Here is a 22,297-nt window from a genome sequence, read left to right as displayed (position 1 = left end):
GGGGGGGGGTCGCACATGGGGTGAGACGTCTCGTGCAACGAGTTGCACAAGCGGCTGGGGTGGGCCATGCTCCGGGCATGTCGTTGGAGCACGCGCTGCTGGTCTCGCTGCGGGAGCGCCCCGGCACCGGCATCGAGCTGGCCCGGCGCTTCGACCGCTCGATCGGCTTCTTCTGGCAGGCCACGCACCAGCAGATCTACCGCGTGCTGCGCCGCATGGAGGACGACGGCTGGGTCAGCGCCAGCGCCGGCGGGGCGCGGAGCACCGAGAAGCGCTACGAGGTCACGCCGCACGGCCGCGAGGAGCTCGCCCGCTGGGTGGCCTCCCCCACGCAGGCGGTCACGCTCCGGTCGGAGGCCGCGGTGAAGATGCGCGGGGCGTCGTACGCCGACCGCGCGGCCCTGCTCGCCGAGCTCCGCGGCCTGCGCCTGGAGCACCAGACCCGGCTCGCCCACTACGAGCAGCTCGAGCGCGAGCAGTTCCCCGACCCCGGGGCGTTGCGCCGCGACGCCGCCACCGACCCCGGGTCCTCCGCCGGGCACGCCCTCGACGTCTGGCTGGTGCTGCGCGGCGGCATCCGCACCGAGCGGTTCTGGGTGGAGTGGCTCGGCGAGTACCTCGCCGCCTGGGGCGACGACGAGACCGACACCGACCTGCCCGACCGACCGCACCAGAGAACGGGAACCCGATGAGCGACGCGACGACCCCTGGGCCCTACCCCCACCTGCTGGCCCCGATCACCCTCGGCGGGCTGACCCTGCGCAACCGCGTGGTGATGGGCTCGATGCACACCGGGCTGGAGGACCACACCTGGGACCTGCCCAAGCTGGCGGCGTACTTCCGCGAGCGGGCCGCGGGCGGAGTGGGCCTGGCCGTCACCGGCGGCTTCGCGGTCTCCAAGCGGGGCTGGCTCAAGCCGCTGGCCGGCGAGATGACCACGCGTCTCGACGCCGCGCGCCACCGCCAGGTGACCGACGCCGTGCACGAGGAGGGCGGGGCGATCGCGCTGCAGCTGATCCACGCCGGGCGCTACGGCTACACGCCGTTCAGCCAGTCCGCGAGCGCGATCAAGTCGCCGATCACGCCCTTCAAGCCGAGCGCGATGAGCAGCCGCCAGGTCGACCGGACCGCCACCGCCTTCGCCGAGTCCGCCGTGCTGGCCCAGAAGGCGGGCTACGACGCGGTCGAGGTCATGGGCTCCGAGGGCTACCTGATCAACCAGTTCCTGGCCGCGCGCACCAACCACCGCGAGGACGAGTGGGGCGGCTCGGCCGCACGCCGGATGCGCTTCCCCATCGAGGTGGTGCGCCGCACCCGCGAGGCCGTCGGGCCCGACTTCGCGATCGTCTACCGGCTCTCGCTGCTCGACCTCGTCGAGGACGGCCAGACCTGGGAGGAGACCGTCGAGCTCGCGCTGCTGCTCGAGCAGGCGGGGGTGAGCGTCCTCAACACCGGCATCGGCTGGCACGAGGCGCGGGTGCCCACGATCATCACCCAGGTGCCCCGCGCGGCCTGGGCGTGGACGACCAGGCGGCTGCGCGAGGAGGTCGGCCTGCCGGTCTGCGCCTCCAACCGCATCAACACCCCCGAGATCGCCGAGCAGCTGCTCGCCGACGGCACCGCCGACCTCGTCTCGATGGCGCGGCCGCTGCTGGCCGACCCCGACTTCGTGGCCAAGGCCGCCGCCGGGCGGGCCGACGAGATCAACACCTGCATCGCCTGCAACCAGGCCTGCCTCGACCACGCCTTCGCCAACCAGAAGGCCAGCTGCCTGGTCAACCCTCGGGCCTGCCGCGAGACCGAGCTGGTGCTGCTGCCGCTCCCCTCGACCGCCCCGTCGCGGCCCCGGCCCACCGCCGCCGTCGTGGGCGCCGGGCCCGCGGGCCTCAGCGCCGCGGTGTCGTACGCCGAGCGCGGCTTCGCGGTGACGCTCTACGAGAAGGGCTCCGAGCTCGGCGGCCAATTCCGGCTCGCCATGGCGGTCCCCGGCAAGGAGGAGTTCGCCGAGACGCTGCGCTACTACACCCGCCGGCTCGAGGTGCTCGGCGTCGACGTGCGGCTGCAGACCGAGGCCGGGCTCGACGCGCTGCGCGGCTTCGACGAGGTCGTCGTGGCCACCGGCGTCGAGCCCCGCATCCCCGACATCCCCGGCATCGAGCGGGCCGTGTCCTACGCCGACGTGCTCTCGGGCCGCCACACCCCGGGCAAGCGCGTCGCGGTCATCGGCGCGGGCGGCATCGGCGTGGACACCTCGGTCTTCCTCACCCACGTCGAGGAGGACCTCGAGGACTGGCTGGCCCACTGGGGCGTCGGCGACCCCGACCTCCACCGCGGCGGACTGACCGAGCGCAAGCCGCGGGAGTCCGCGCGCGAGGTGGTCCTGGTGCAGCGCAAGAGCACCCCGATCGGCATCCACCTCGGCAAGACCTCGGGCTGGGCGCACCGCGCCGTGCTCAAGCAGTCGGGCGTCGAGCAGGTCAGCGGGGCGACGTACGACCGGATCGACGACCGCGGCCTGCACGTCACCGTCGACGGCGAGCCCCGCCTGATCGAGGTCGACGACGTCGTGGTCTGCGCCGGCCAGGAGTCGGTGCGGGGCCTGTACGACGACCTCGTCGCCGCCGGCCTCACCGCCCACCTCATCGGCGGTGCCGACCTCGCCGCCGAGCTCGACGCCAAGCGCGCCATCCGCCAGGGGGTGGAGCTCGCCGCGTCGCGGTGAGGAGGCCTCGTCCGCGCGCGGGCATGCTGCGGGCGGCGTACGTCGGGCCCACCGCTACGCCAGCGTCGTCGTCGGGGGTCGCGAGCTGCGCTGGTGTGGCAGTGGCGGCAGTTTCACCGGCCAGCCGGTGAAACTGCCCGATGCCGCGATGCACCCGCACGCCACCGCCGACCTACCCCGCCGCCCGAGTCGAGTGCCACACCAGCGTCGTGCCCGAGCCCTTCGAACGGCCCTGGTGTGGCACTCGCTCCCGTCAGGCGTGCGCCTCGCCCGGCTCGTGGGCCCGGTGGCTCTGGGGCTCGACCTGGAAGGTCGCGTGCTCGATGCCGAAGTGCTCGTGGACGCAAGCGGCGAGGTCGTCGAGCACGGCCCCCACCCCGCGCTCGGCCAGGGCCTCGTCGGTCACGGTGACGTGGGCCGAGAGGGCCGGCATGCCGCTGGTGATCAGCCAGGCGTGCAGGTCGTGGACGTCGACGACGCCGGCGGCGTGCAGCAGGTGGTGGCGGACGTCCTCGACCTCGACGCCGGGGGGTGCCGACTCGAGCAGCACCCGGACGCAGTCGCGCAGCAGCGACCAGGCGCGGGGCAGGATCATCACCGCGATCAGCAGCGAGGCCAGCGAGTCGGCGCGCTCGAACCCCGTGGTCAGCACCACCACGCCGGCGACGATCGCGGCCACCGACCCGACGGCGTCGCCGAGCACCTCCAGGAACGCGCCGCGCATGTTGAGCGACTCGCCCTGCCGGGCCGCGAGCAGCCCGAGCGAGACCAGGTTGGCGGCGAGGCCGACGGCGGCGAAGACGAGCATCAGTCCGGCGTCGACCGGCTGCGGGTCGAGCAGCCGTCGTACGCCGGCCACCGCGAGGTAGCCGCACACGCCCAGCAGCACCACCGCGTTGATCAGGGCGGCGAGGATCTCGGCGCGGTGGTAGCCGAACGTGCGCCGCGGGCTCGCGGGCAGCGTCGCGACGTAGGACGCGGACAGCGCGAGCACGATCGCGGCGGTGTCGGTGAACATGTGGCCGGCGTCGGCCAGCAGCGCCAGCGACCCCGACAGCAGCGCCCCGACCAGCTCGACGACGGCGACGCCGCCGGTGACCAGGAGGACCAGCCACAGGCGCGACCGGTCGGTGGCGCGGCCCGCCGCGTGCCCGTGGTCGTGCCCCGCACCCATGCCCACGAGCGTAGAGGCCGCCCTGCTGCGAGCATGGCCGGGTGATCGAGGTCCGGGAGGGGCAGGCGCGGCCGCGCACCGAGGCCGAGGGCCGCACCACCCTCCACTCCTTCTCCTTCGGGTCGCACTACGACCCGACCAACGTCGGCTTCTCCGGGCTCGTCGCGCACAACGACGAGCGGCTGCCGCCGGGGACGGGGTACGCCGACCACCCGCACGCCGACCTCGAGATCGTCAGCTGGGTGCTGACCGGCTCGCTCCGCCACGCCTCCGACGTCGGCACCGGCGAGGTCGGACCGGGGTGGGTGCAACGGCTCTCGGCCGGCTCGGGGGTCGTCCACGCCGAGACCGGCAGCGACACCGGGCCGACCCGCTTCGTGCAGGCGTGGGTGCGGCCCGACGAGAGCGGGCTGGTGCCGTCCTGGGTCCGGGAGCCGGTCGACCTGGGTGGACCGGGCAAGGGCTGGACCCGCGTGGCCGACGGCGACGGCCGCGGCGTGGTGCCGATCGCCGCTCGTGGCACCTCGCTGCACGTCGCCGACCTGGCCGACGCCGAGCGCCTGGAGCTGCCGGACCGGCCGCGGCTGCACGCCCTGGTGGTGGCGCCGCCGGGCGAGGGCGTCATGGTCGGGGAGCGGCGGCTGGTCGACGGCGACGTGGCGCGGCTGCTCGACGAGGGCGGCCGCAGCGTCACCGGGGTGGGTCGGGCGCAGCTGGTGGTCTGGTCCTTCGACCGGCCCTGACCAACCCTGAGCGGCCCGACCCCTTCAGTAGCGCCAGCCCTGCCCAGTCCCGCCCAGCCCTGCTCAGCCCCGCTCCACCGCGCCCAGCTCCGCCACCACGGCGCGGGAGGCGCGCAGCCCCGACGCCATTGCGCCCGGGATGCCGGGCAGCTCGCGGTGGTCGCCGGCGACGAACAGCCCGTCGCCGAGGTCGACCTCGCGGCCGCTGAGCAGCGGCGGTCGCGCGGTCGGCCACGCCGCCGACGCGGCGTGGCGGGCCAGCAGCCGCCAGGAGCCGGCGTCGCCGTGCAGGAGCTGGCCGAGGTGGCGGCGTACGTCGGTCTCGGACTCGGTGCCGGCGTCCTGGCCCGGGAGCGGGACCGAGACCGCCGCCACGAGGGCCTGGCCGGCCGGGGCGTAGCGGGGCGCCACGTTGGAGCTGATCAGCGCGTGGGCGACCGGGCCGCCGGCGGGCCCCAGCGGGTTGACGAAGACGGTCTTGAGCGTGCTCGGCGGGTGCGGTGCGGCGAACCACCAGGTGGCGGTGCCGCGCATCGGCGGGCTGCCGATGCCGAGCAGCCCCGAGGCGGTGGCGGGGTCGGTCGCGACCACGACCGCGCGGCAGGTGAGCGGCCCCGCGTCGGTCAGCACGGTGACGCCGGACCCGTGGTCGCGCCGCAGGCCGAGCACGTCGACGCCGAGGCGCACGGGACGGTCGAGGTCGTGGGCGAGCTGGTTGGGCAGCGACTGCATCCCCAGCGCGGGCAGGGCGGGCATGCCCTGGCGCAGCTGCTGGAGCACGAGCATGGCGTACTGGTAGGACGTGCGGAGGTCCTCGTCGGCGAACAGCAGCCGGAAGAACGGCCGCAGCACCTCCTCGCGCACCCGCCCGCTGATGCCGTGCTGGTCGAGCGAGTCGGCCAGGGTGACGTCGCCGCTGGAGTGCAGCCGGTCCGGCGTACGACGCATCGGGTCGCTCCAGCGCACCAGCCGGGCGACGTCCTGCGGCTGGCCCAGACCCGACCGCAGCGCCGAGATCAGTGCCGGTTGGGAGCCCTGCAGGATGCGGTAGCCCTCGGGGTGCGCCAGCACGATGCCGCGGTCGATCGGCCGCGGGTTGAGGGCGGCGACGTCGGCGACCTGCCGCACCACGGGGTGCTGCGCGTCGATCCAGGAGAACCCCCGGTCGACGCGGAAGCCGTCCACGACGTCGGTGCCGACCCGGCCGCCGACCCGGGCCGAGCGTTCGAGCAGGCGCACGTCGAGACCGGACTTCTCCAACGCCCGTGCGCAGGTGAGTCCGGCGATCCCCGCGCCGATCACGGCCACGTCGGTGGCGTCCATCGCAGGGAGTATCACCCTGGCCCCGCCCACCCGACACACCCGTGGGACGCGACGCCACCGTTGGTCTGGACCACCGTCGCCGACGTTGTTTCAGACCCCGGAAACGGCGGTGATCCGCCAGGGGCCCGGGGTCAGGCCGCGGGTGGCGGGGTCGGGCGCCGGGCCGCCTCCGCGGGCCGCCCGGGGCCGGGCGCGGCGGCGGCGCCGTGGGCCGGGCACCCGGGGGCGAAGGTGCCCAGACCCTCCACGTCGTAGCCGGCGGGGTAGGTGCGGAACCAGCCGTGGTCGCTGGCCCACCGCGGCTCGGACCGGGCGGGGAGCAGCCGCAGCACCCGGGCGCGCGCCCGCATCGCGGCGTGCACGAGCCGACGCTCGAGCCGGGTGGGGAGGGGGTAGCCGAAGGCCCGGAGCAGCGGCTCGTCCATGAGCGCGAAGGCGAGCCGCCGCACGAGGCGGGCCGGGAGCAGGCTGTTCGGCCAGAACGTCGTCATCAGGTCCAGCGTGGCGTCGGCGACCCGCCGCCCGCCCTCGTCGGGGCCGAAGTGCGCGGCCTCGTGGTCGTCGAGCAGCCGCTCGAAGCCGGCGTAGTCCTCGGGCAGGTCGCGGATCGCCATCATCCGTCCCAGCTGCCGGTAGTACTCCGTCATCGCGCGGACCTCGTGGTCGGTGAGGTCGCGGAAGCCGTAGGCGGCGATCCAGCGCACCGGCACCACCACGAAGGTGGCGAGCACGTAGCGCATGTCGTCGTTGCTGATGTCGTACATCGCGTGCATCTGGTTGACCCGGCGTACGGCGCCCCGGCCGCGGCTGCTGGTGAGCCCGTGGCGCTGGACCTCCTCGAGCAGCAGCCCGGTGTCGTCGTACCGCTTCTGGACGCGTCCGGTGAACTCACCGGTCCGGTCGAGCAGGCTGCCGATCGAGGGCACGGCGTAGGTCCGGAAGAGCGCGAACGACAGCGCCTGGATCGTGTCCCAGGGGTAGTCGTGGGCGCTCACGCCGAGGCTGATCTCCCGGTGGTCGGCGATCGGGTCGAGCTCGAGGCTGCGCTGCGCCCAGTGCATCCGAGGCAGCCAGTGCATCCGGGGCAGCCGGTGCCTCCGGGGCAGCCGGTCGGGTCGTCGCACGAGGCCTCCTGGAGGGTCGACGGGAGAGGACTGTGACAGTGACACTGTCACGGTCGGCCGCCCTCCCGCTACCCCCGTCCCGCGCCCTCGAGGAACTCCCGCAGCAGCGGGCCCGCGGTGCCCGACCCGGAGTCGCCGCGCTCGACGAACACCGCCACCGCCAGGTCGCCCTGCGCGGCCACCATCCAGGCGTGGGTCGGCGGCGGGTCGGTCTCGCCGAACTCGGCCGTGCCGGTCTTGGCCAGCACCGGGTCTCCCGGCACCCCGGCGAGCACCGCGCCGCTGCCGCGCTCGACCACGGCGCGCAGCATCCGCCGCAGCGCCTGCGCCTCGGCCGGCTCCAGCGGGTCGGCCGGGTCGGCGCCGCGGGCGTCCAGGGCCGGCAGCAGCCGCGGCACGACGGTGCTGCCCTGCTGCACCGAACCGACGACGGCCGCCATCGCCAGCGGCGAGGCCAGCACCGACCCCTGGCCGATGAGGTCTGCGGCCGCACCGGTCTCGCCCTGCGCCGACGGGTCGTCCGGCCCGGCCTGGCCGAGGTAGGCCGGGAAGCCGAGGTCGCGGTCGACGCCCAGCCCCAGCGCCTCGGCCGCACCGGTCAGGGCCTCGCCCGAGACCCGCTCCCGCGCCCCGATGAAGGCGGTGTTGCAGGAGCGGGCGACGGCGTCCTCCAGGGTGATCCGGCCCAGCCCGGAGGTGGGGTAGTCGTCGTAGTTCTCGAAGTCGCGCCCGTCGACGTCGACGGTGGCCGGGCACTCGACCGGGTCACCCGGCGCGACGCCGGCGCGCAGCAGCGCCAGCGCGGTGACGATCTTGTACGTCGACCCGGGGGCGTACTGCCCGAGCGTGGCGGTGGCGTAGCCGTCCGACCCCGGTCCGTCGGCGGCGACGAGCAGGTCGCCCGTCGAGGGCTGCAGCGCGACCAGCGCGGCCGCCGGCCCGACGTCGGCCAGCGTGTCCTGGGCCAGCTGCTGCAGCCGCGGGTCCAGCGTCGTGGCCAGGTCCTCGCCCGCCACCGGGTCGGCGGCGTACAGCTCGCGCGGCTCGCCCTGACCACCGGTCGTCCGCACGACCACGCCGCGGCGGCCGAGCAGGCGGGCGTCGTAGCGCCGCTGCAGCCCGGAGGTGCCGACCTCGTCACCGGCCACGACCCTGCCCTGCGACTCCTCCACGATCTCGGCGGTGGCCGGGCCGACGCTGCCGAGCAGGGGCGCGGCGAACTCGCGGCTGGGGGCCAGGGGCAGCTCGTCCTCGACCAGGCGTCCACCCGGGAGCGCCTCGACCTGCGACCGTACGCCGGGCCCCAGGTCGTCGGTCCTGAGCACGATCGCCTCGACGAAGGCCCGGTCGCCGGCTGCGGCGACCCGCTCCGCGAACGCCTGGGCGTCGACGTCGACGATCGCGGCGACCCGGCGGGCGGAGGCGACCGCCTCGGCGCGGCGTACGCCCTGCTTGTCGACGCCCACCCGCACCACCGGGCGCGGCTCGACCAGCACGCTGCCCGCCCGGCCCAGGATGCGGCCGCGCTCGGGCGCGACCGCGCTCGCCGCCAGCGTCTCCTCGCCCCGCAGCGACGGCTCGACCACGGCCGGCGCCCACCGCAGGGCCCAGACGTCCTCACCGCCGCGGGACACCTCCTCGAGCACCGCCGTGCTGCGGTAGCGCCAGTCGTCCCCGGCGCCCTCGCCGCCGGCCCGCCAGCGCCAGGTCAGCGGGACCGTGGCGGTGCCGTCCCCGGTCTCCACGTCGCCGGCCGCGACGGCGGGCTCGCCCAGGACGGTGGTCCCGGCGAGGACCGCCTCGAGCTGCTGCTGCACCTGCGCCCGGTCGCCGACCACGGGGACGTCCGCGAGCTCCCCCTGCGCCAGCGCGCGCGCCAGCCGCCGGGCGGCGGCGTCGGCGTCGGGGCCGGACCACGGGAGGCTGCAGGCGCTGGGCAGCAGCACGAGGGCGGCGAGGCCGGCGGCGGCGGCCGCCCGCCGGGTGGGGGCGCGGCCGGGGGCAGGGCGGGGTCGCGGACTCACCCGTCGATCGCACCACAAGCCGCGGACCCGGACGAGCCCGACACGGCGCAGGCTCGCCGGTCGAGCCCGTCGGGACCTGGTCTGTGCCGCGCCGGCCGACCGCGGCGGGCGAGCCCACCGGCGCGACACAGGACGGGGGGCCGGGGAGCGGTGCTCACCCGGCGGGGCACGTCGGCCACTCCGGGAACCCGGGGTGGGACCGACGCGAACGTCCGGTGCGTGGGCCGTGTCCTCGACCTCGGGGGTGCAGGTACCCCTGCCCCCGGCGTTCTCACGCCCGTCTCACCCTCCGGTCACACCCCGTCCGGTGTCCCGCTCGGGCGCCCGTTCAGTCGCCCGCTCAGTCGCTCGTTCAGTCGCCCGCTCGGTCGGCCGTGCGGTGCGTGCGCACGACGCGGGCGGCGACCTCGACGAGCTTGAGGTTCATCTCCTGGCTGACCCGGGACAGCATCGCGAAGGCGGCGTCCTGGTCGAGGTCGTGCATGGCCATCAGCAGTCCGACCGCCTTGCCGATCTCGCGGTTGCTCTCCAGGCCCTGGCGCAGCGTCGAGGCCTCCTCGCCCCGGTCCATCGCGACCAGGATGACCGAGGCGAACGCCGTGAGCAGCGTCGCCTGGTGCAGCGAGTGCTCGGTGAGCCGGTCGGGGGTGTCGCCGAAGACGTTGAGGGCGCCGACCTTGGTGCCGTCGTCGCGCAGCCGGAAGCCGGCCAGCCCGCGCACCGGGGTCTCGGCGAGCACCCGCTGCGCCAGCCGCGGCCAGCCGCAGCCCTCGCGCAGGTCGCCGCAGAAGTGCTGGTGGGGCGCGTCCTCGTCGAGCGCGTCGAGGCACGGCCCCTCCCCGACCTCGCGCTCGAGGCCGTCGCAGGTCGCGGCGACGTCGTCGGAGGCGGCCACGGTGACCGCCCGCCCCTGGCGGCGCAGCAGCAGCGAGGCGTGGTCGCAGCCGTCGACCAGCTCGACCGCGGCCCGGCACAGGGTGTCGGCGACCGCCTCGAAGGACTCGCCGGCGTAGACGAGGTCGGCCAGCGTGCGCACGGTGTCGGACAGCTCCGGCGGCATCAGGGAGGGCATCGATCAGTCCAGGTCGTCCAGGTCGGTCCGTGGTCGTGCGGGCGGGGGCCCCGGCTCCTGGTCCGGATCCCGAGCGAGCTGCATCATGACACGCCCTCCGGGGCGGGACGGGCCGCCCGGTCACCCCGGCCCGAGCGGTCCGGGCCGCGCCTCGGGGTAGGCCTCGACCTCGGTGGCCTTGGCCGTGAGCCACACCTCGCGTCCCTCCACCAGCCCGAGCTCGGCCACGGCCGCGGCGGTCACGTCGACCAGCGCGCCGGGCTGGCCGTCGACCTGGAGCCGGACCCGGTCGGCGAGCCGCTCCAGCGAGCCGATGCGCCCCGCCCACTGGTTGCGGGGGCTCGCGCCAGGGCCGGCGGACCCGCCCGGGCGACCGGTGTGCACGCTGATCGCGCTCGGCCGCAGCGCCACCAGCACCCGCCCGGGAGCCGCCTCGCCCGCGAGCGACAGCGACCCACCCCCGTCGAGGGCCACCCGGCCGTCGTGGCCGAGCTCGCCGGACCAGAGGTTGAGGCCCATCAGCCGGGCGACGTACGTCGAGGCGGGCCGGCGTGCGACCTCCAGCGGCGTCCCCTCCTGCACCAGCCGGCCGCCCTCGACGACCACCAGCCGGTCGGCGAGCACCATGGCCTCCAGGGGGTCGTGGGTCACGAGCACGACCGGACCGGCGAACTCCGCCAGGTGGGTCCGCAGGAAGCCGCGGACCTCCAGCCGCGCCCCGGCGTCAAGCGCGGCCATCGGCTCGTCGAGCAGCAGCACGTCGGGCTCGCGCGCCAGCGCCCGGGCCAGCGCCACCCGCTGGGCCTGGCCGCCCGAGAGCTGCGACGGTCGGCGGCGGGCCAGGTCGGCGAGGCCGAGCCGGGTCAGCCAGCGCGCGGCACCGTCGCGGGCCGCGGCGCGACGCGTGCCCGCGGCGCGTGCCGCGAAGGCCACGTTGTCGAGCACGTCGAGGTGCGGGAAGAGCCGGTAGTCCTGGAAGACCACCCCGGCCGCGCGCTCCTCGGGCCGCAGCGCGGTGGTGCCGTCCTGCCAGACCCGGCCCGCCACCTCCAGGGTCCCCGAGGAGAGCAGCTCCAGCCCGGCCACCGTGCGGAGCAGCGTCGACTTGCCGGCGCCGTTGGGGCCCAGCACCCCGACCACCTCGCCAGGACCGGCCTGCACCCGCAGCGCGAGCTCGAAGGAGCCGCGGTGGACGGTGCCGTCGAGGACGAGGCCCCTCCCGGCGCTCACGCTGCGCCCTGTCCGGTCCAGCGTCCGCGCAGCACGACCAGCACGGTGACCGAGACCGTCAGCAGCACCAGCGAGAGCGCGATCGCGGCGTCGGGGTCGGTCTGGATGGCGTTGTAGACCGCCAGCGGCATGGTGCGGGTGGTGCCCTCGAAGTTGCCGGCGAAGGTCGCGGTGGCACCGAACTCCCCCAGCGCCCGGGCCCAGCACAGCACCGCCCCGGCGACCAGGGCCGGGCGGATGATGGGCAGCGTCACCCGCAGGAACACCGTCATCCGCGAGGCGCCGAGGGTGGCGGCGGCCTCGTCGTACCCCCGGTCGGCGGTGCGCAGCGCGCCCTCGACCGCCACCACCAGGAACGGCATCGCCACGAACGTCTCGGCGACCACCACCGCCGGCGTGCTGAACGGGATCGTGAGGCCGAACCACGCGTCGAGGTGGCGCCCGACGATCCCGTTGCGGCCGAAGGCCAGCAGCAGCGCCACGCCACCCACGACCGGCGGCAGCACGAGCGGCAGCGTCACCAGCGCCCGCAGCAGGCGTACGCCGGGGGCCTGCGAGCGCGCGAGCACGTAGGCCAGCGGTACCCCCAGCACGACCGAGACCAGCGTGGCCAGGCTGGCGCAGACCAGCGACAGGCGCAGTGCCTCCCGCACCTCCGGCGTCAGCAGGATCCGGGGCAGGCCCTCCCACGGGGCGCGGACGAGCAGCCCGGCCAGCGGCACGAGCAGCAGCAGCACGGCCAGCGCGGCCGGGACCCCCAGCGGCCAGGGGACACGGTCGCGGTGACGTCCCGGAGCCCGCCTCGGCGGCCTCGTCGAGCCCGACCTCACGGGAGGCCGAAGCCCGCGTCCTCCAGCGCCTTCCGGCCCACCTCCGAGCGCACCAGGTCGACGAAGGCCTGGGCCTGCTCGGCGTTCTCGGACCGCTCGAGCGCGGCGATGGGGTACGTCGTGGTGGCCGCGTCCTCCTCGGGCACCTCGACGCCCTCGACGTCGTCGCCCGCGGCCTGCACGTCGGTGACGTAGACCAGGCCGGCGTCGACCTCGCCCAGGGTGACCTTGGTCAGCACCGCCTTGACGTCCTCCTCCTCGGTGACCGGCGTGACGTCGAGCCCGGCCGAGTCGAAGACGTCGACGGCCAGCACGCCGCACGGCACCTCGGGGTCGCAGACCGCGACCTTGACCGACTCCTTCGCGAGGTCGTCCAGGGAGTCGACGTCACCGGGGTTGTCGGCGGGCACGGCGATCTCGGCCTCGTTGGTGGTGAAGTCCTGCGGGTCCTGCGCGTCACCGGCGTCGACGACGGTCTGCATCGTCTTCGGGCTCGCGGCGGCGAACACGTCGGCCGGGGCCCCGCTGGTGACCTGCTCGGCCAGGCCGGAGCTGGGACCGAAGGAGAGCTGCACCGTGGTTCCCGGGTTGTCGGCCTCGAACTGCTCGCCGAGCGCGGTGAAGGTCTCGGTCAGCGAGGCCGCTGCGAGCACCCGCAGCGTCACCTTCTCGCCCGAGGCGCTCGGCTCGTCGCCGCTGGCGCCCGAGCCGCCGTCGCCGCTGCTGCCGCAGCCGGACAGGAGCAGCGTGCCGACCAGGGCGCCGGCGAGGGCGGTCCTCACGGGCAGGTGCAGGTGCAGGTTCACGGGGCCTCCGGGAGCTCGACGACGACGTTGGTGGACTTGACCGCCGCGATGGCCAGGACGCCCGGCTCGAGCCGCAGCTCGTCCGCGGCCTCCCGGCTCATCAGGGACACGACGCGGTGTGGGCCGGCCTGGATCTCGACCTGGGCCATCACGGTGTCGCGCACCACGCGCGTCACCAGCCCGACGAACCGGTTGCGCGCCGACGCCGACACCACGGGACCGGGCTCGGGGTGCTCCCCCGACGCCGCCAGCTGCTGCGCCACCTCGGCCAGCTCGACCCCGTCGACCACCTGCCGGCCCGCGCCGTCGGTGGTGGGGTGCAGCCGCCCCGACTCGGCCCACCGCCTCACGGTGTCGTCGCTGACGCCGAGCAGCTCGGCCGCCTGCTTGATCCGGTACGTCGCCACGCCCGCAACCTAGCCGCACCTGCGGCTCCCTGTCACCCGATCGGCCGCACCCGCGGACAGCGGCCCCGTCGTGGTGCCCGCGGCTCGGGCCCCGGAGGAAGGCCCGCCCCGCACCAGGTCCCTGAGGCCGGACGGAGTCCTGTCTCGAAGGGCCACCCGGTACGACGGAGGATCCCGGTCACCAGATGACTGCGATCCTCCGCTCAGCCACCTCCCGACGTACGCCGCCCCGCCCCCTTCGAGACGGTCGCTGCGCGACCTCCTCAGGGACCCGAGCGACCGGCAGCACGCCGACGCGGAAGATCCGAGTCACCAGGTGACCCAGATCTTCCGTGATCAGGCCCGACCCCGACCCTCGCCCCGGGTCCCTGAGGAAGGACGGAGTCCTGTCTCGAAGGGCCAGCGCGCGGACCCACCACCCGACGTACGTCGCCCACCCCACCCCGCTCGTGCCTAGAGTCGGGGGCATGACGAACGAGCTGCCCGAGACCACCCGCCCGACGACCGGCGACGTGGTCGACCTGATCCTCGACGACCACCGTGCGTTCGAGACGTTGCTGCGGGAGCTGCGCAACGACCAGAACGACCGCGACGCGCTGCGCGGGCAGCTGTCGGCGCTGCTGGTCGCCCACGGGGAGGCCGAGGAGAGCCACGTCTACCCCGAGCTCCGGCGCAAGGACGCGATCGACGAGCACGAGGCCGAGCACGGCGAGGAGGAGCACCGCGAGATCTACGAGGCGCTGCTCCCGCTGCTCGAGGCGACCGACCTGTACGACGAGGACGCCAGCCACGCCCTGCACGAGCTGAGCGAGACGCTGCTGCACCACCTCGACGAGGAGGAGCGCGACATCCTCAACCCGGCCCGCTCCGACGTCGCCGACGCCGACCGCGCCCGCCTCGGCGAGGCCTGGGCGACCCGCCGCAACGAGCTGCTCGACTCCGGGTGCGGGAGCCTCGAGCAGGTGCGGTCGCTGCTCGCCGGGTGAGGTCGGTCCTGGCCGACACCCGGCCGCTGCGCGACCCGCACTTCCGGCGGCTGTGGATCGCCAACATCGTCACCGTCGTCGGCGCCCAGCTGACCGTCGTGGCGGTGCCGGCGCAGATCTACCAGCTGACCGGCTCCTCGGCGTACGTCGGGCTGACCGGCGTCTTCGGCCTCGTCCCGCTGGTCGTCTTCGGGCTCTGGGGCGGCGCCCTGGCCGACGTGCTCGACCGGCGGACGCTGCTGATCGCGACCACGCTTGGGATGATCGGCACCAGCGCCCTGTTCTGGCTGCAGGATTGGAGCGGCGCCGGCAACGTGTGGCTGCTGCTCGGGCTGTTCTCGGTGCAGCAGGCGTTCTTCGCGGTCAACCAGCCGACCCGCAGCGCGGTGCTGCCGCGCCTGCTGCCGCTGCCGCTGCTGCCCGCGGCCAACTCGCTCAACATGACGGTGATGCAGGCGGGCGCGATCGGCGGCCCGCTGGTCGCCGGGGCGCTGATCCCGGTGTTCGGGTTCTCCTGGCTCTACCTGCTCGACACCCTCACGCTGGTCCCCACGCTGGCGGCGGTGGCGCTGCTGCCGCCGCTGCCGGTCGAGGGGGTCACCGGGAGCCTCGGGCTGTCGGCGGTCTGGGACGGCCTGGCCTACCTCAAGGGCCAGCCGGTGCTGCTGATGTCGTTCCTCGTCGACATCATCGCGATGGTCTTCGGCATGCCGCGGGCGCTGTTCCCCGAGATCGCCCACGTCGACCTCGGCGGCCCCGAGGGCGGCGGGCTGGTCTTCGCGCTGCTGTTCGCCGGCATCCCGATCGGGGCCGTGCTGGGCGGGGTGTTCTCCGGCTGGGTGTCGCGGGTCGAGCGGCAGGGCGTCGCCGTGCTGGCCTGCGTCGTGGTGTGGGGCCTGGCCATGGTGGGCTTCGGCGCGGCCGTCGGCCTGGCCGACACGTGGCGTACGCCGATGCTGGTGGCCGCCGTGCTGATGCTGGTCGTCGGCGGGGCGGCCGACATGGCCTCGGCCGCGTTCCGCACCAGCATGCTGCAGAGCGCGGCCTCCGACGCCGTCCGAGGCCGGCTGCAGGGCGTCTTCACCGTCGTGGTCGTCGGCGGTCCCCGCGTGGCCGACGTCGCCCACGGGGCGGTCGCGGTCAGCATCGGCGCGGCCGCCACGGCGGCCGGCGGCGGGCTGCTGGTCGTGGTCGGCACCGTGCTGGCGGCCGTCGCGTTCCCGGCGTTCGTGCGCTACCGCGTGACCACCGCCGTGCGCACCGCCTGACCCCTGCCGGCTGTCGGTGTCCTGGACTAGCCTCGCGCGATGAGCAGCAGCGCCCCGGAGACCCACCCCGCCGACGGCCACGCCCTGATCCGCGTGCGCGGGGCGCGGGTCAACAACCTCAAGGACGTCTCGGTCGAGATCCCCAAGCGCCGGCTGACGGTGTTCACCGGGGTGTCGGGGTCGGGCAAGAGCTCGCTGGTCTTCGCCACGATCGCGGCGGAGTCGCAGCGGCTGATCAACGAGACCTACAGCGCGTTCCTGCAGGGGTTCATGCCCTCGCTGGCCCGGCCCGAGGTCGACCTGCTCGACGGCCTGACCACCGCGATCATCGTCGACCAGGAGCGGATGGGCGCCAACCCGCGCTCCACGGTCGGCACCGCCACCGACGCCAACGCCATGCTGCGCATCCTGTTCAGCCGGCTCGGCGAGCCCCACATCGGCCCGCCCACGGCGTTCGCGTTCAACGTGCCGACCCGGGTCGCCAGCGGCGTGATGAAGACCGAGAAGGGCCAGACCGAGAAGAAGACGGTGGTCCGCGAGGCGGTCTACCAGGGCGGCATGTGCCCGCGCTGCGAAGGCATGGGCGCGATCAACGACATCGACCTCACCGCGATCTACGACGCCGACAAGACCCTGTCCGAGGGGGCGCTGACCGTCCCGGGCTACAGCATGGACGGGTGGTACGGCCGCATCTTCGCCGGCGCCGGCCTGCCCATGGACAAGCCCGTCGGGGAGTTCAGCAGGGCCGAGCTCGACAAGCTGCTGCACGCCGAGCCCACCAAGATCAAGGTCGAGGGCATCAACCTCACCTACGAGGGCGTCATCACCAAGTTGCAGAAGACGACGCTGACCAAGGACGTCGAGTCGATGCAGCCGCACGTGCGCCGGTTCGTCGAGCGCGCCGTCACCTTCACCACCTGCCCGGTCTGCGAGGGCACCCGGCTCTCCCGCGAGGCACTGTCCTCCCGGGTGGCGGGGCGCAACATCGCCGAGCTGTGCGCGATGCAGATCAGCGACCTGGCCACCTGGCTGCGCGCGCTCGACGCGCCCTCAGTGGGCCCGCTGCTGACCGGGCTGCAGCACCTGCTCGACTCCTTCGTCGAGATCGGGCTGGGCTACCTCTCGCTCGACCGGGCCTCGGGCACGCTGTCGGGCGGTGAGTCCCAGCGCACCAAGATGATCCGCCACCTCGGGTCCTCGCTGACCGACGTGACCTACGTCTTCGACGAGCCCACCATCGGCCTGCACCCCCACGACATCGAGCGGATGAACCAGCTGCTCCTGCAGCTGCGCGACAAGGGCAACACCGTGCTCGTCGTGGAGCACAAGCCCGAGACGATCGCGATCGCCGACCACGTCGTCGACCTGGGCCCGGGTGCCGGCACCGCCGGGGGGGAGATCACCTTCGAGGGCGACGTCGAGGGCCTGCGCGGCAGCGACACCGTGACCGGGCGCCACCTCGACGACCGGGCCCGCCTCAAGGACCGGCTGCGCACGCGCACCGGCGTGATCGAGGTCCGCGGCGCCGGGCGCCACAACCTGCGTGACGTCGACGTCGACGTGCCGCTCGGCGTGCTGTGCGTGGTCACCGGGGTCGCCGGCTCCGGCAAGAGCTCCCTGGTGCACGGCAACCTCGCCCACCGCGAGGGCGTCGTCGTCGTCGACCAGGGCGCGATCCGGGGCTCGCGGCGCAGCAACCCCGCGACCTACACCGGCCTGCTGGAGCCGATCCGCAAGGCCTTCGCCAAGGCCAACGGCGTCAAGCCGGCGCTGTTCAGCTCCAACTCCGAGGGGGCGTGCCCGGCCTGCAACGGCGCGGGCGTCATCTTCACCGAGCTCGGCATCATGAACACCGTCGAGTCCACCTGCGAGGAGTGCGAGGGCCGCCGGTTCCAGGCCAGCGTGCTCGACCACACCCTCGGCGGGCGCAACATCGCCGAGGTGCTGGCGATGTCGGTGGCCCAGGCCGAGGCGTTCTTCGCCGACGGCGAGGCTCGGACCCCGGCGGCCCACCGGATCCTCGAGCGGCTCCGCGACGTCGGCCTGGGCTACCTCACCCTGGGCCAGCCGCTCTCGACGCTGTCGGGCGGCGAGCGCCAGCGCATCAAGCTCGCCACGCAGATGGCCGACAAGGGCGAGGTCTACGTGCTCGACGAGCCGACCACCGGCCTGCACCTCGCCGACGTCGAGAACCTGTTGGGCCTGCTCGACCGCCTGGTGGACTCCGGTCGCTCGGTGGTCGTCATCGAGCACCACCAGGCCGTGATGGCCCACGCCGACTGGATCATCGACCTCGGCCCGGGCGCGGGCCACGACGGCGGTCGCGTCGTCTTCGAGGGCACCCCCGCCGAGCTGGTCGCCGACCGCTCGACACTGACCGGGCAGCACCTCGCGGCGTACGTCGGCTGAGACGGGGCTAGAACCCGCCGAGCCGTCCCAGCCGGCGCAGCGGACCCGGGCGACCGTCGGGGTCGTGCAGGTGGGTGTAGGGCAGCACCGACAGCGCCCGCTGGAGCGGGTCGAGCTCGGGCGGCACCAGTCGTCGCAGCCGACCCGGGGGGCGCTCGCCCGGCTTGCCGGCGGCGTGCCAGGCGTCCAGGCGGTCGGCCGACTCGGCGTACGCCGCGAAGAAGTCGGCCGGCTCGATGCAGTCGGCCATCACCTCGAGCAGCTCGTCGGGGCGGCTCGGGTCCTGCGGGTCGACCACCGCGGGCCGGTCGAGGTGCTCGGCGGCCAGGGTCAGCCGCAGCCGCCGGGCATAGGGGCTGTGGTCGGGCGCAGAGGGGTCGACGACGACGGCCGAGAGCTCGGAGTCGTGCGTCCACGACCGCCGGTTGAAGTTGTCGGACCCGACCGTGGCCCAGGTGTCGTCCATGACGCAGACCTTGGCGTGGACGTAGACCGGCGTGCCCTGGTGGTTCTCGATGCCGTAGATCGCGACCCGACCCGGCGCCGCCTCGGTCATCTCGCGCATCGCCCGTGACCGGCCGAGCATCTGCGGCACCCGCGCGACGAAGCTGTCCTGGTCGGTGTGGATCGGCACCACCGCGACCACGAAGAGGTCCTTGTTGCGCTGCAGCGCCTCGACGAAGACGTCACCGACCTGCTCGCCCCACAGGTACTGGTCCTCGACGTAGACCAGCCGGCGCGCCCGCGAGACCGCCTTGGAGTAGCCCCGGGCGACGCTGCGCTCGCCCCCGCGCGCGAACGGGTAGTCGCGGCCGTGGCGCAGGTTGGGATAGGTCCGCAGCAGCTGCACGTGGTGGTCCGACCCCGGCACCGGGGGCGGCGGCGGGGTCTGCTCGGGCAGGGCGTCCGGCGTCATGTCGAGCCGGAACAGCTTGTCCTGCAGCCAGTAGACGGGGTGGCGGGTCAGCGGCGTGGGGTCCTCCCAGCGCTCGCGGAAGACCGTCTCGACGTCGTGCACGGCCGGGCCGGTGATGGCCGCCTGCACGTCGTGCCAGGGCGGGGTCGCGCCGTACTCGTCGGCCAGGTCGAGCGCCTGCGGGTCGCCCTGGTGGTGGATGTCGTCGCGCCGCGAGTGGCACAGGTCGATGCCCCCGACGTAGGCCACGTCGCGCTCGGGACGGTCGCGGTAGCGGATCACGACGAGCTTCTGGTGGTGCGAGCCGCCCGAGCGCACCCGCATGTCGAGCAGCACCTCGGCGCCGCGGGCCTGCAGCTGGCGGCCGAGCAGGCGGTTCTCGGCGGCGTTGAAGTTCAGCCGCTCCCAGTGCGAGCGCCAGATCAGGCCGCGCACGTCGACGCCGCGCTCGTCGGCGCGGCCGAGCACCTCGACCACCTCGCTGCCGGGCTCGCCGGTGAGCCGCTCGTCGGCGTCGCCCTGCCAGTCGGTCAGGAAGACGACGTCGCCGCGGCGGGTCTCCTCGAGCCGCTCGTAGAGCTCGGCGAAGTACGTCGCCCCGTGCACCAGCGGCCGCACCTCGTTGCCCTCCGACCACGCCACCTGCCCCGGGTGGACGTCGTCCAGCCGGGTGTCGGGGTTGCCGCGCTCGGCCTGGGTCAGCAGCCAGTCGGTGTGGTGCACGCGGCCACTGTGCCACCCGCCGTGCTGCCGGTGGGGCCACCCCGTGCCGTCCACCCGCGCCCGGACCGCCGCGCCCCTAGACTGCGCCGGTGACCACCGCCCGCACCGTCCCGGTGACCACCGAGATGGACGGCGACGAGCTCGACGCCGAGGACGCCTGGCACACGGTCCGACGCCTCGGCGTACGCCGGCTGGCGGTCGACTCGTTCGTGCGCTTCCGCTTCGGCGACGGGTTCTCCAGCTCCCGCGCGCTCGCGCTGCAGGGGTCGCTCGCGGTGGTGCCGTTCCTGCTGGCGCTGACCGGGCTGGCCGCCGACATCGACGAGGAGAAGCCGGCCCGGGTGTTGGCCGCGGTCATCGACGCCATCTCGCCCGGCAGCGGCAGCGGTGACGCGATGGTCTCCGCCGTCAGCGGCAGCAGCACCAGCGAGCAGGCCGGCGAGGTGGCGCTGTGGTTCGGCCTGGTCTTCGCGCTGTTCTCGATGACCACCGCGATGGCGCAGGTCGAGCGCGGCACCAACCGCATCTACGGCATCAAGCGCGACCGGCCGGCGCAGTGGAAGTACGGCCGCGCCGCGATCATGACGCTGCTGCTCGCCGGCCCGGTCGGCCTCGGCTTCCTGCTGCTCGTGGCGGGCAGCGCGTTCGCCGACGCGATGGCGACCGAGTACGGCTGGGGCGACACCCTGACCGACACCTTCGACTGGATCCGCTGGCCCGTGGGCATCGCACTGCTCGTGCTCACCATCGCCGTCGTCCTCGACCACGCGCCGCGCCGTCGCCAGCCCGGGCTGTCGTGGCTGGCGCTGGGCTCGGGCATCGCCGTCGTGCTCAACCTGCTCACCACGGCGGGCCTGGCGCTCTACGTCGAGCTGAGCCCGTCCTTCGGCGACATCTACGGCCCGCTCGCCGGGGTGTTCGCGCTGCTGCTGTGGTCGCTGCTCTCGGCGATGGGGCTGTTCTTCGGCACGGCCGTGTGCGCCCAGCTCGAGGCCGTGCGAGCCGGGCACCCCGACCCGGCCTACGACGACCCGGGCCGGCCGCACGGCGTGGTCGTCGACCAGGTCTAGGCCCGCTCGGCCCGACGCAGCAGCGCGGTCGGCAGCGCGACCCAGACCCCGGCGTACACCAGCAGCGCGAGGGCCGCCGCGACGTGCCCGGCCCCGCTGCCGACCACGACGCCGAAGATGAGGTCGACCACCGCCACCAGGGTCAGCCCCATCGTGGCGAGACCCAGGGCGGCGAAGCGCGCTCCGGCGACCACGAGGACGTCCTTGGCGCCGCGGGCGAAGAGGAACCGGTGAAGCACGACGGGCGCGGTGAGCAGGCACACCGTGAGCACGGCCAGGCTGAAGGCCACCAGGTAGGTCAGCCGGTGAGGGCCGTCGAGGTCGCCGAAGCGGGCGGTGAACGGCAGCGTCAGCAGGAAGCCGGCGAGGACCTGCACCCCGGTCTGCGCCACCCGCAGCTCCTGGACCAGCTCGCCCCAGTTGCGGTCCGAGCGCTCCGCCCGGGTCTCGCTCCGACTGTCGTCCACCCGCCCACGCTAGGACCCGAGCGCGGTGGCGTCACGCACCCAGGACCACATCCGGTCGCGCTCGGCCGGGCTCGTGCGCGTGCGCCGCGGGAGCAGGTGCGGCGAGCGGGCGCGGCGGTCGTGCCAGAGGCGCCCCGACGGGGGCGTGGGCTCGGTGGCGGCCAGCCAGACGGTGGTGTCGGCACCCTGCGCCGCGTCGCGCAGCAGCGGGCCGGCGACGCGGTGGAAGCCGGGCAGCGAGTCGACCACGCCGGGGGTGTCGGCCCAGCCGGGGTGGGTGGCGTGGGCGCCGATCTGCTGCCCCGCCCAGCGGCTGGCCAGCACGGGCAGCAGCTCGACCTGGGCGCGCTTGGAGCGGGCGTAGGCGGTGGTGCCGGAGTAGGAGCCGCAGGTGTACGCCGGGTCGTCGGCCCGCAGCGGCTGGGCGTACATCCCGCCCGAGGTGACCATCACGACCCGGGCGTCGTGCCCGGCCAGCCGGTTGCGCAGCAGCTCGGTCATCAGCACCGGGCCCAGGACGTGGACGGCCATGGTGAGCTCGTGGCCCTGCGGCGACTCGGTGCGCTCGGCAGGCAGGGCGCCGGCGTTGTGGACCAGCACGTCGAGACGGTCCACGTCGAGGTCGGCCACGAACCGGCGTACGTCCTCGAGGTCGGCGACGTCGCAGCGGTCGACCGTCGCGGTCGCGCCGGGCACGTCGCGCAGCAGCTGCCAGCGTACCCGCTCGCCCTTGTCGGTGTCGCGGACGACCAGCCGGACGTGGGCACCGAGCCGGGCCAGCCCCTCGGCGGTGGCCAGGCCCAGGCCGGACGTGGCACCGGTGACGGCCGCGGTGCGACCGGCGAGGGCGCCGGGTCGCGGGTCCTCGGGCCAGGTCGGCAGCCGCCGGCGTACGGCGGGACCGAGGCGGGTGAAGCCGGGCACGACGGCCTTGTCGAGGGCGGTGTCGATGCCCCGGGCGACCGGGAGCGGCAGGGGGCTCATGCCGGTCACCGTAGCCAGC

At 74.7% G+C, this 22,297-nt stretch carries 19 protein-coding genes; 7 read left to right on the top strand and 12 right to left on the bottom strand.

Annotated features, from left to right (window positions below; all coding sequences use genetic code 11):
- The first annotated feature begins 77 nt into the window (after positions 1-77).
- Both ASG49_RS08465 and ASG49_RS08460 read left to right on the top strand, forming a co-directional pair.
- On the top strand, positions 78-692 hold the full coding sequence (locus ASG49_RS08465) for a PadR family transcriptional regulator (protein WP_056540224.1): 615 nt from the start codon (positions 78-80) through the stop codon (positions 690-692).
- Entirely contained in the window at positions 689-2,722 is a 2,034-nt protein-coding gene (locus tag ASG49_RS08460) for an NADPH-dependent 2,4-dienoyl-CoA reductase (protein WP_056540222.1), read from the top strand. Before ASG49_RS08465 ends, ASG49_RS08460 begins: the two co-directional genes overlap by 4 nt.
- Before the next feature lie 253 nt (positions 2,723-2,975).
- Here ASG49_RS08460 and ASG49_RS08455 read toward each other — a convergent pair whose 3' ends face one another.
- On the bottom strand, positions 2,976-3,896 hold the full coding sequence (locus ASG49_RS08455; protein WP_056540219.1) for a cation diffusion facilitator family transporter: 921 nt from the start codon (positions 3,894-3,896) through the stop codon (positions 2,976-2,978).
- Between the two features lie 41 nt (positions 3,897-3,937).
- On the opposite strand from ASG49_RS08455, the gene ASG49_RS08450 reads away from it, so the two are divergent.
- Positions 3,938-4,639, top strand: a complete 702-nt coding sequence (locus tag ASG49_RS08450; protein ID WP_056540216.1) for a pirin family protein — start codon at positions 3,938-3,940, stop codon at positions 4,637-4,639.
- Between the two features lie 63 nt (positions 4,640-4,702).
- On the opposite strand, the gene ASG49_RS08445 is transcribed toward ASG49_RS08450, so the two are convergent.
- The 8 genes from ASG49_RS08445 to ASG49_RS08410 form a co-directional block, all read right to left on the bottom strand.
- Positions 4,703-5,962 (bottom strand): NAD(P)/FAD-dependent oxidoreductase, encoded by a 1,260-nt coding sequence (locus ASG49_RS08445; RefSeq protein WP_056540213.1) that lies wholly within the window; start codon positions 5,960-5,962, stop codon positions 4,703-4,705.
- A gap of 131 nt (positions 5,963-6,093) precedes the next feature.
- Complete coding sequence (locus ASG49_RS08440) at positions 6,094-7,086, bottom strand: oxygenase MpaB family protein (RefSeq protein WP_235561984.1); 993 nt, start codon at positions 7,084-7,086, stop codon at positions 6,094-6,096.
- 68 nt (positions 7,087-7,154) lie between these two features.
- Positions 7,155-9,110, bottom strand: coding sequence for a penicillin-binding transpeptidase domain-containing protein (locus ASG49_RS08435; protein WP_056540211.1), 1,956 nt, complete (start codon positions 9,108-9,110; stop codon positions 7,155-7,157).
- Positions 9,111-9,462: 352 nt separating this feature from the next.
- Complete coding sequence (locus ASG49_RS08430) at positions 9,463-10,182, bottom strand: GAF and ANTAR domain-containing protein (protein WP_056540207.1); 720 nt, start codon at positions 10,180-10,182, stop codon at positions 9,463-9,465.
- 120 nt (positions 10,183-10,302) lie between these two features.
- Positions 10,303-11,412 carry a sulfate/molybdate ABC transporter ATP-binding protein gene (locus ASG49_RS08425; protein ID WP_056540204.1) on the bottom strand — a complete coding sequence of 370 codons (1,110 nt, stop codon included), beginning with the start codon at positions 11,410-11,412 and terminating at the stop codon, positions 10,303-10,305.
- Complete coding sequence (locus ASG49_RS08420) at positions 11,409-12,149, bottom strand: ABC transporter permease (RefSeq protein WP_235561983.1); 741 nt, start codon at positions 12,147-12,149, stop codon at positions 11,409-11,411. Before ASG49_RS08420 ends, ASG49_RS08425 begins: the two co-directional genes overlap by 4 nt.
- A gap of 89 nt (positions 12,150-12,238) precedes the next feature.
- A complete protein-coding gene (gene modA, locus ASG49_RS08415) occupies positions 12,239-13,048 on the bottom strand; it encodes a molybdate ABC transporter substrate-binding protein (RefSeq protein WP_235561982.1) in 810 nt (269 codons plus the stop codon).
- Positions 13,045-13,455: a molybdopterin-binding protein gene (locus ASG49_RS08410; protein WP_056540200.1), complete on the bottom strand. Its 411-nt coding sequence runs from the start codon at positions 13,453-13,455 to the stop codon at positions 13,045-13,047. Before ASG49_RS08410 ends, modA begins: the two co-directional genes overlap by 4 nt.
- A 467-nt stretch (positions 13,456-13,922) precedes the next feature.
- Between ASG49_RS08410 and ASG49_RS08400 the strand changes: the two genes are divergently transcribed.
- Genes ASG49_RS08400 through ASG49_RS08390 form a run of 3 tightly spaced genes read left to right on the top strand, consistent with a single transcriptional unit; the run spans position 13,923 to position 18,118 of the window.
- Positions 13,923-14,441, top strand: a complete 519-nt coding sequence (locus ASG49_RS08400) for a hemerythrin domain-containing protein (protein WP_056540195.1) — start codon at positions 13,923-13,925, stop codon at positions 14,439-14,441.
- A complete protein-coding gene (locus ASG49_RS08395; RefSeq protein WP_056540192.1) occupies positions 14,438-15,709 on the top strand; it encodes an MFS transporter in 1,272 nt (423 codons plus the stop codon). Before ASG49_RS08400 ends, ASG49_RS08395 begins: the two co-directional genes overlap by 4 nt.
- Before the next feature lie 39 nt (positions 15,710-15,748).
- Positions 15,749-18,118, top strand: coding sequence for an excinuclease ABC subunit UvrA (locus ASG49_RS08390; protein WP_056540190.1), 2,370 nt, complete (start codon positions 15,749-15,751; stop codon positions 18,116-18,118).
- 7 nt (positions 18,119-18,125) lie between these two features.
- Here the strand turns inward: ASG49_RS08390 and ASG49_RS19515 are convergent, their stop codons facing one another.
- Positions 18,126-19,757 (bottom strand): phospholipase D-like domain-containing protein, encoded by a 1,632-nt coding sequence (locus tag ASG49_RS19515; RefSeq protein WP_056540187.1) that lies wholly within the window; start codon positions 19,755-19,757, stop codon positions 18,126-18,128.
- Positions 19,758-19,846: 89 nt separating this feature from the next.
- Between ASG49_RS19515 and ASG49_RS08380 the strand changes: the two genes are divergently transcribed.
- The gene (locus ASG49_RS08380) at positions 19,847-20,827 is read left to right on the top strand and encodes a YihY/virulence factor BrkB family protein (RefSeq protein ID WP_056540184.1); all 981 of its coding nucleotides are present in this window, start codon (positions 19,847-19,849) and stop codon (positions 20,825-20,827) included.
- Here the strand turns inward: ASG49_RS08380 and ASG49_RS08375 are convergent.
- Positions 20,824-21,294, bottom strand: coding sequence for a DUF6328 family protein (locus tag ASG49_RS08375; protein WP_056540181.1), 471 nt, complete (start codon positions 21,292-21,294; stop codon positions 20,824-20,826). The two genes, ASG49_RS08380 and ASG49_RS08375, sit on opposite strands and share 4 nt — an antisense overlap.
- 9 nt (positions 21,295-21,303) lie before the next feature.
- Positions 21,304-22,278, bottom strand: a complete 975-nt coding sequence (locus ASG49_RS08370; protein WP_156384247.1) for an SDR family NAD(P)-dependent oxidoreductase — start codon at positions 22,276-22,278, stop codon at positions 21,304-21,306.
- Positions 22,279-22,297: the final 19 nt, after the last annotated feature.

Origin of the sequence: Marmoricola sp. Leaf446, from assembly GCF_001424755.1 — a bacterium.
GTDB lineage: Bacteria > Actinomycetota > Actinomycetes > Propionibacteriales > Nocardioidaceae > Marmoricola.
Note: the sequence above shows the minus strand (reverse complement) of the source record. Positions and strands in the feature narration are given on the sequence as shown.

Coding starts and splice junctions, on each gene's coding strand:
- ASG49_RS08430 (WP_056540207.1), bottom strand. CDS start 10,182: ATGCCCTCCCTGATGCCGCCGGAGCTGTCCGACACCGTGCGCACGCTG.
- ASG49_RS08445 (WP_056540213.1), bottom strand. CDS start 5,962: ATGGACGCCACCGACGTGGCCGTGATCGGCGCGGGGATCGCCGGACTC.
- ASG49_RS08460 (WP_056540222.1), top strand. CDS start 689: ATGAGCGACGCGACGACCCCTGGGCCCTACCCCCACCTGCTGGCCCCG.
- ASG49_RS08370 (WP_156384247.1), bottom strand. CDS start 22,278: ATGAGCCCCCTGCCGCTCCCGGTCGCCCGGGGCATCGACACCGCCCTC.
- ASG49_RS08400 (WP_056540195.1), top strand. CDS start 13,923: ATGACGAACGAGCTGCCCGAGACCACCCGCCCGACGACCGGCGACGTG.
- ASG49_RS08390 (WP_056540190.1), top strand. CDS start 15,749: ATGAGCAGCAGCGCCCCGGAGACCCACCCCGCCGACGGCCACGCCCTG.
- ASG49_RS08465 (WP_056540224.1), top strand. CDS start 78: ATGTCGTTGGAGCACGCGCTGCTGGTCTCGCTGCGGGAGCGCCCCGGC.
- ASG49_RS08455 (WP_056540219.1), bottom strand. CDS start 3,896: ATGGGTGCGGGGCACGACCACGGGCACGCGGCGGGCCGCGCCACCGAC.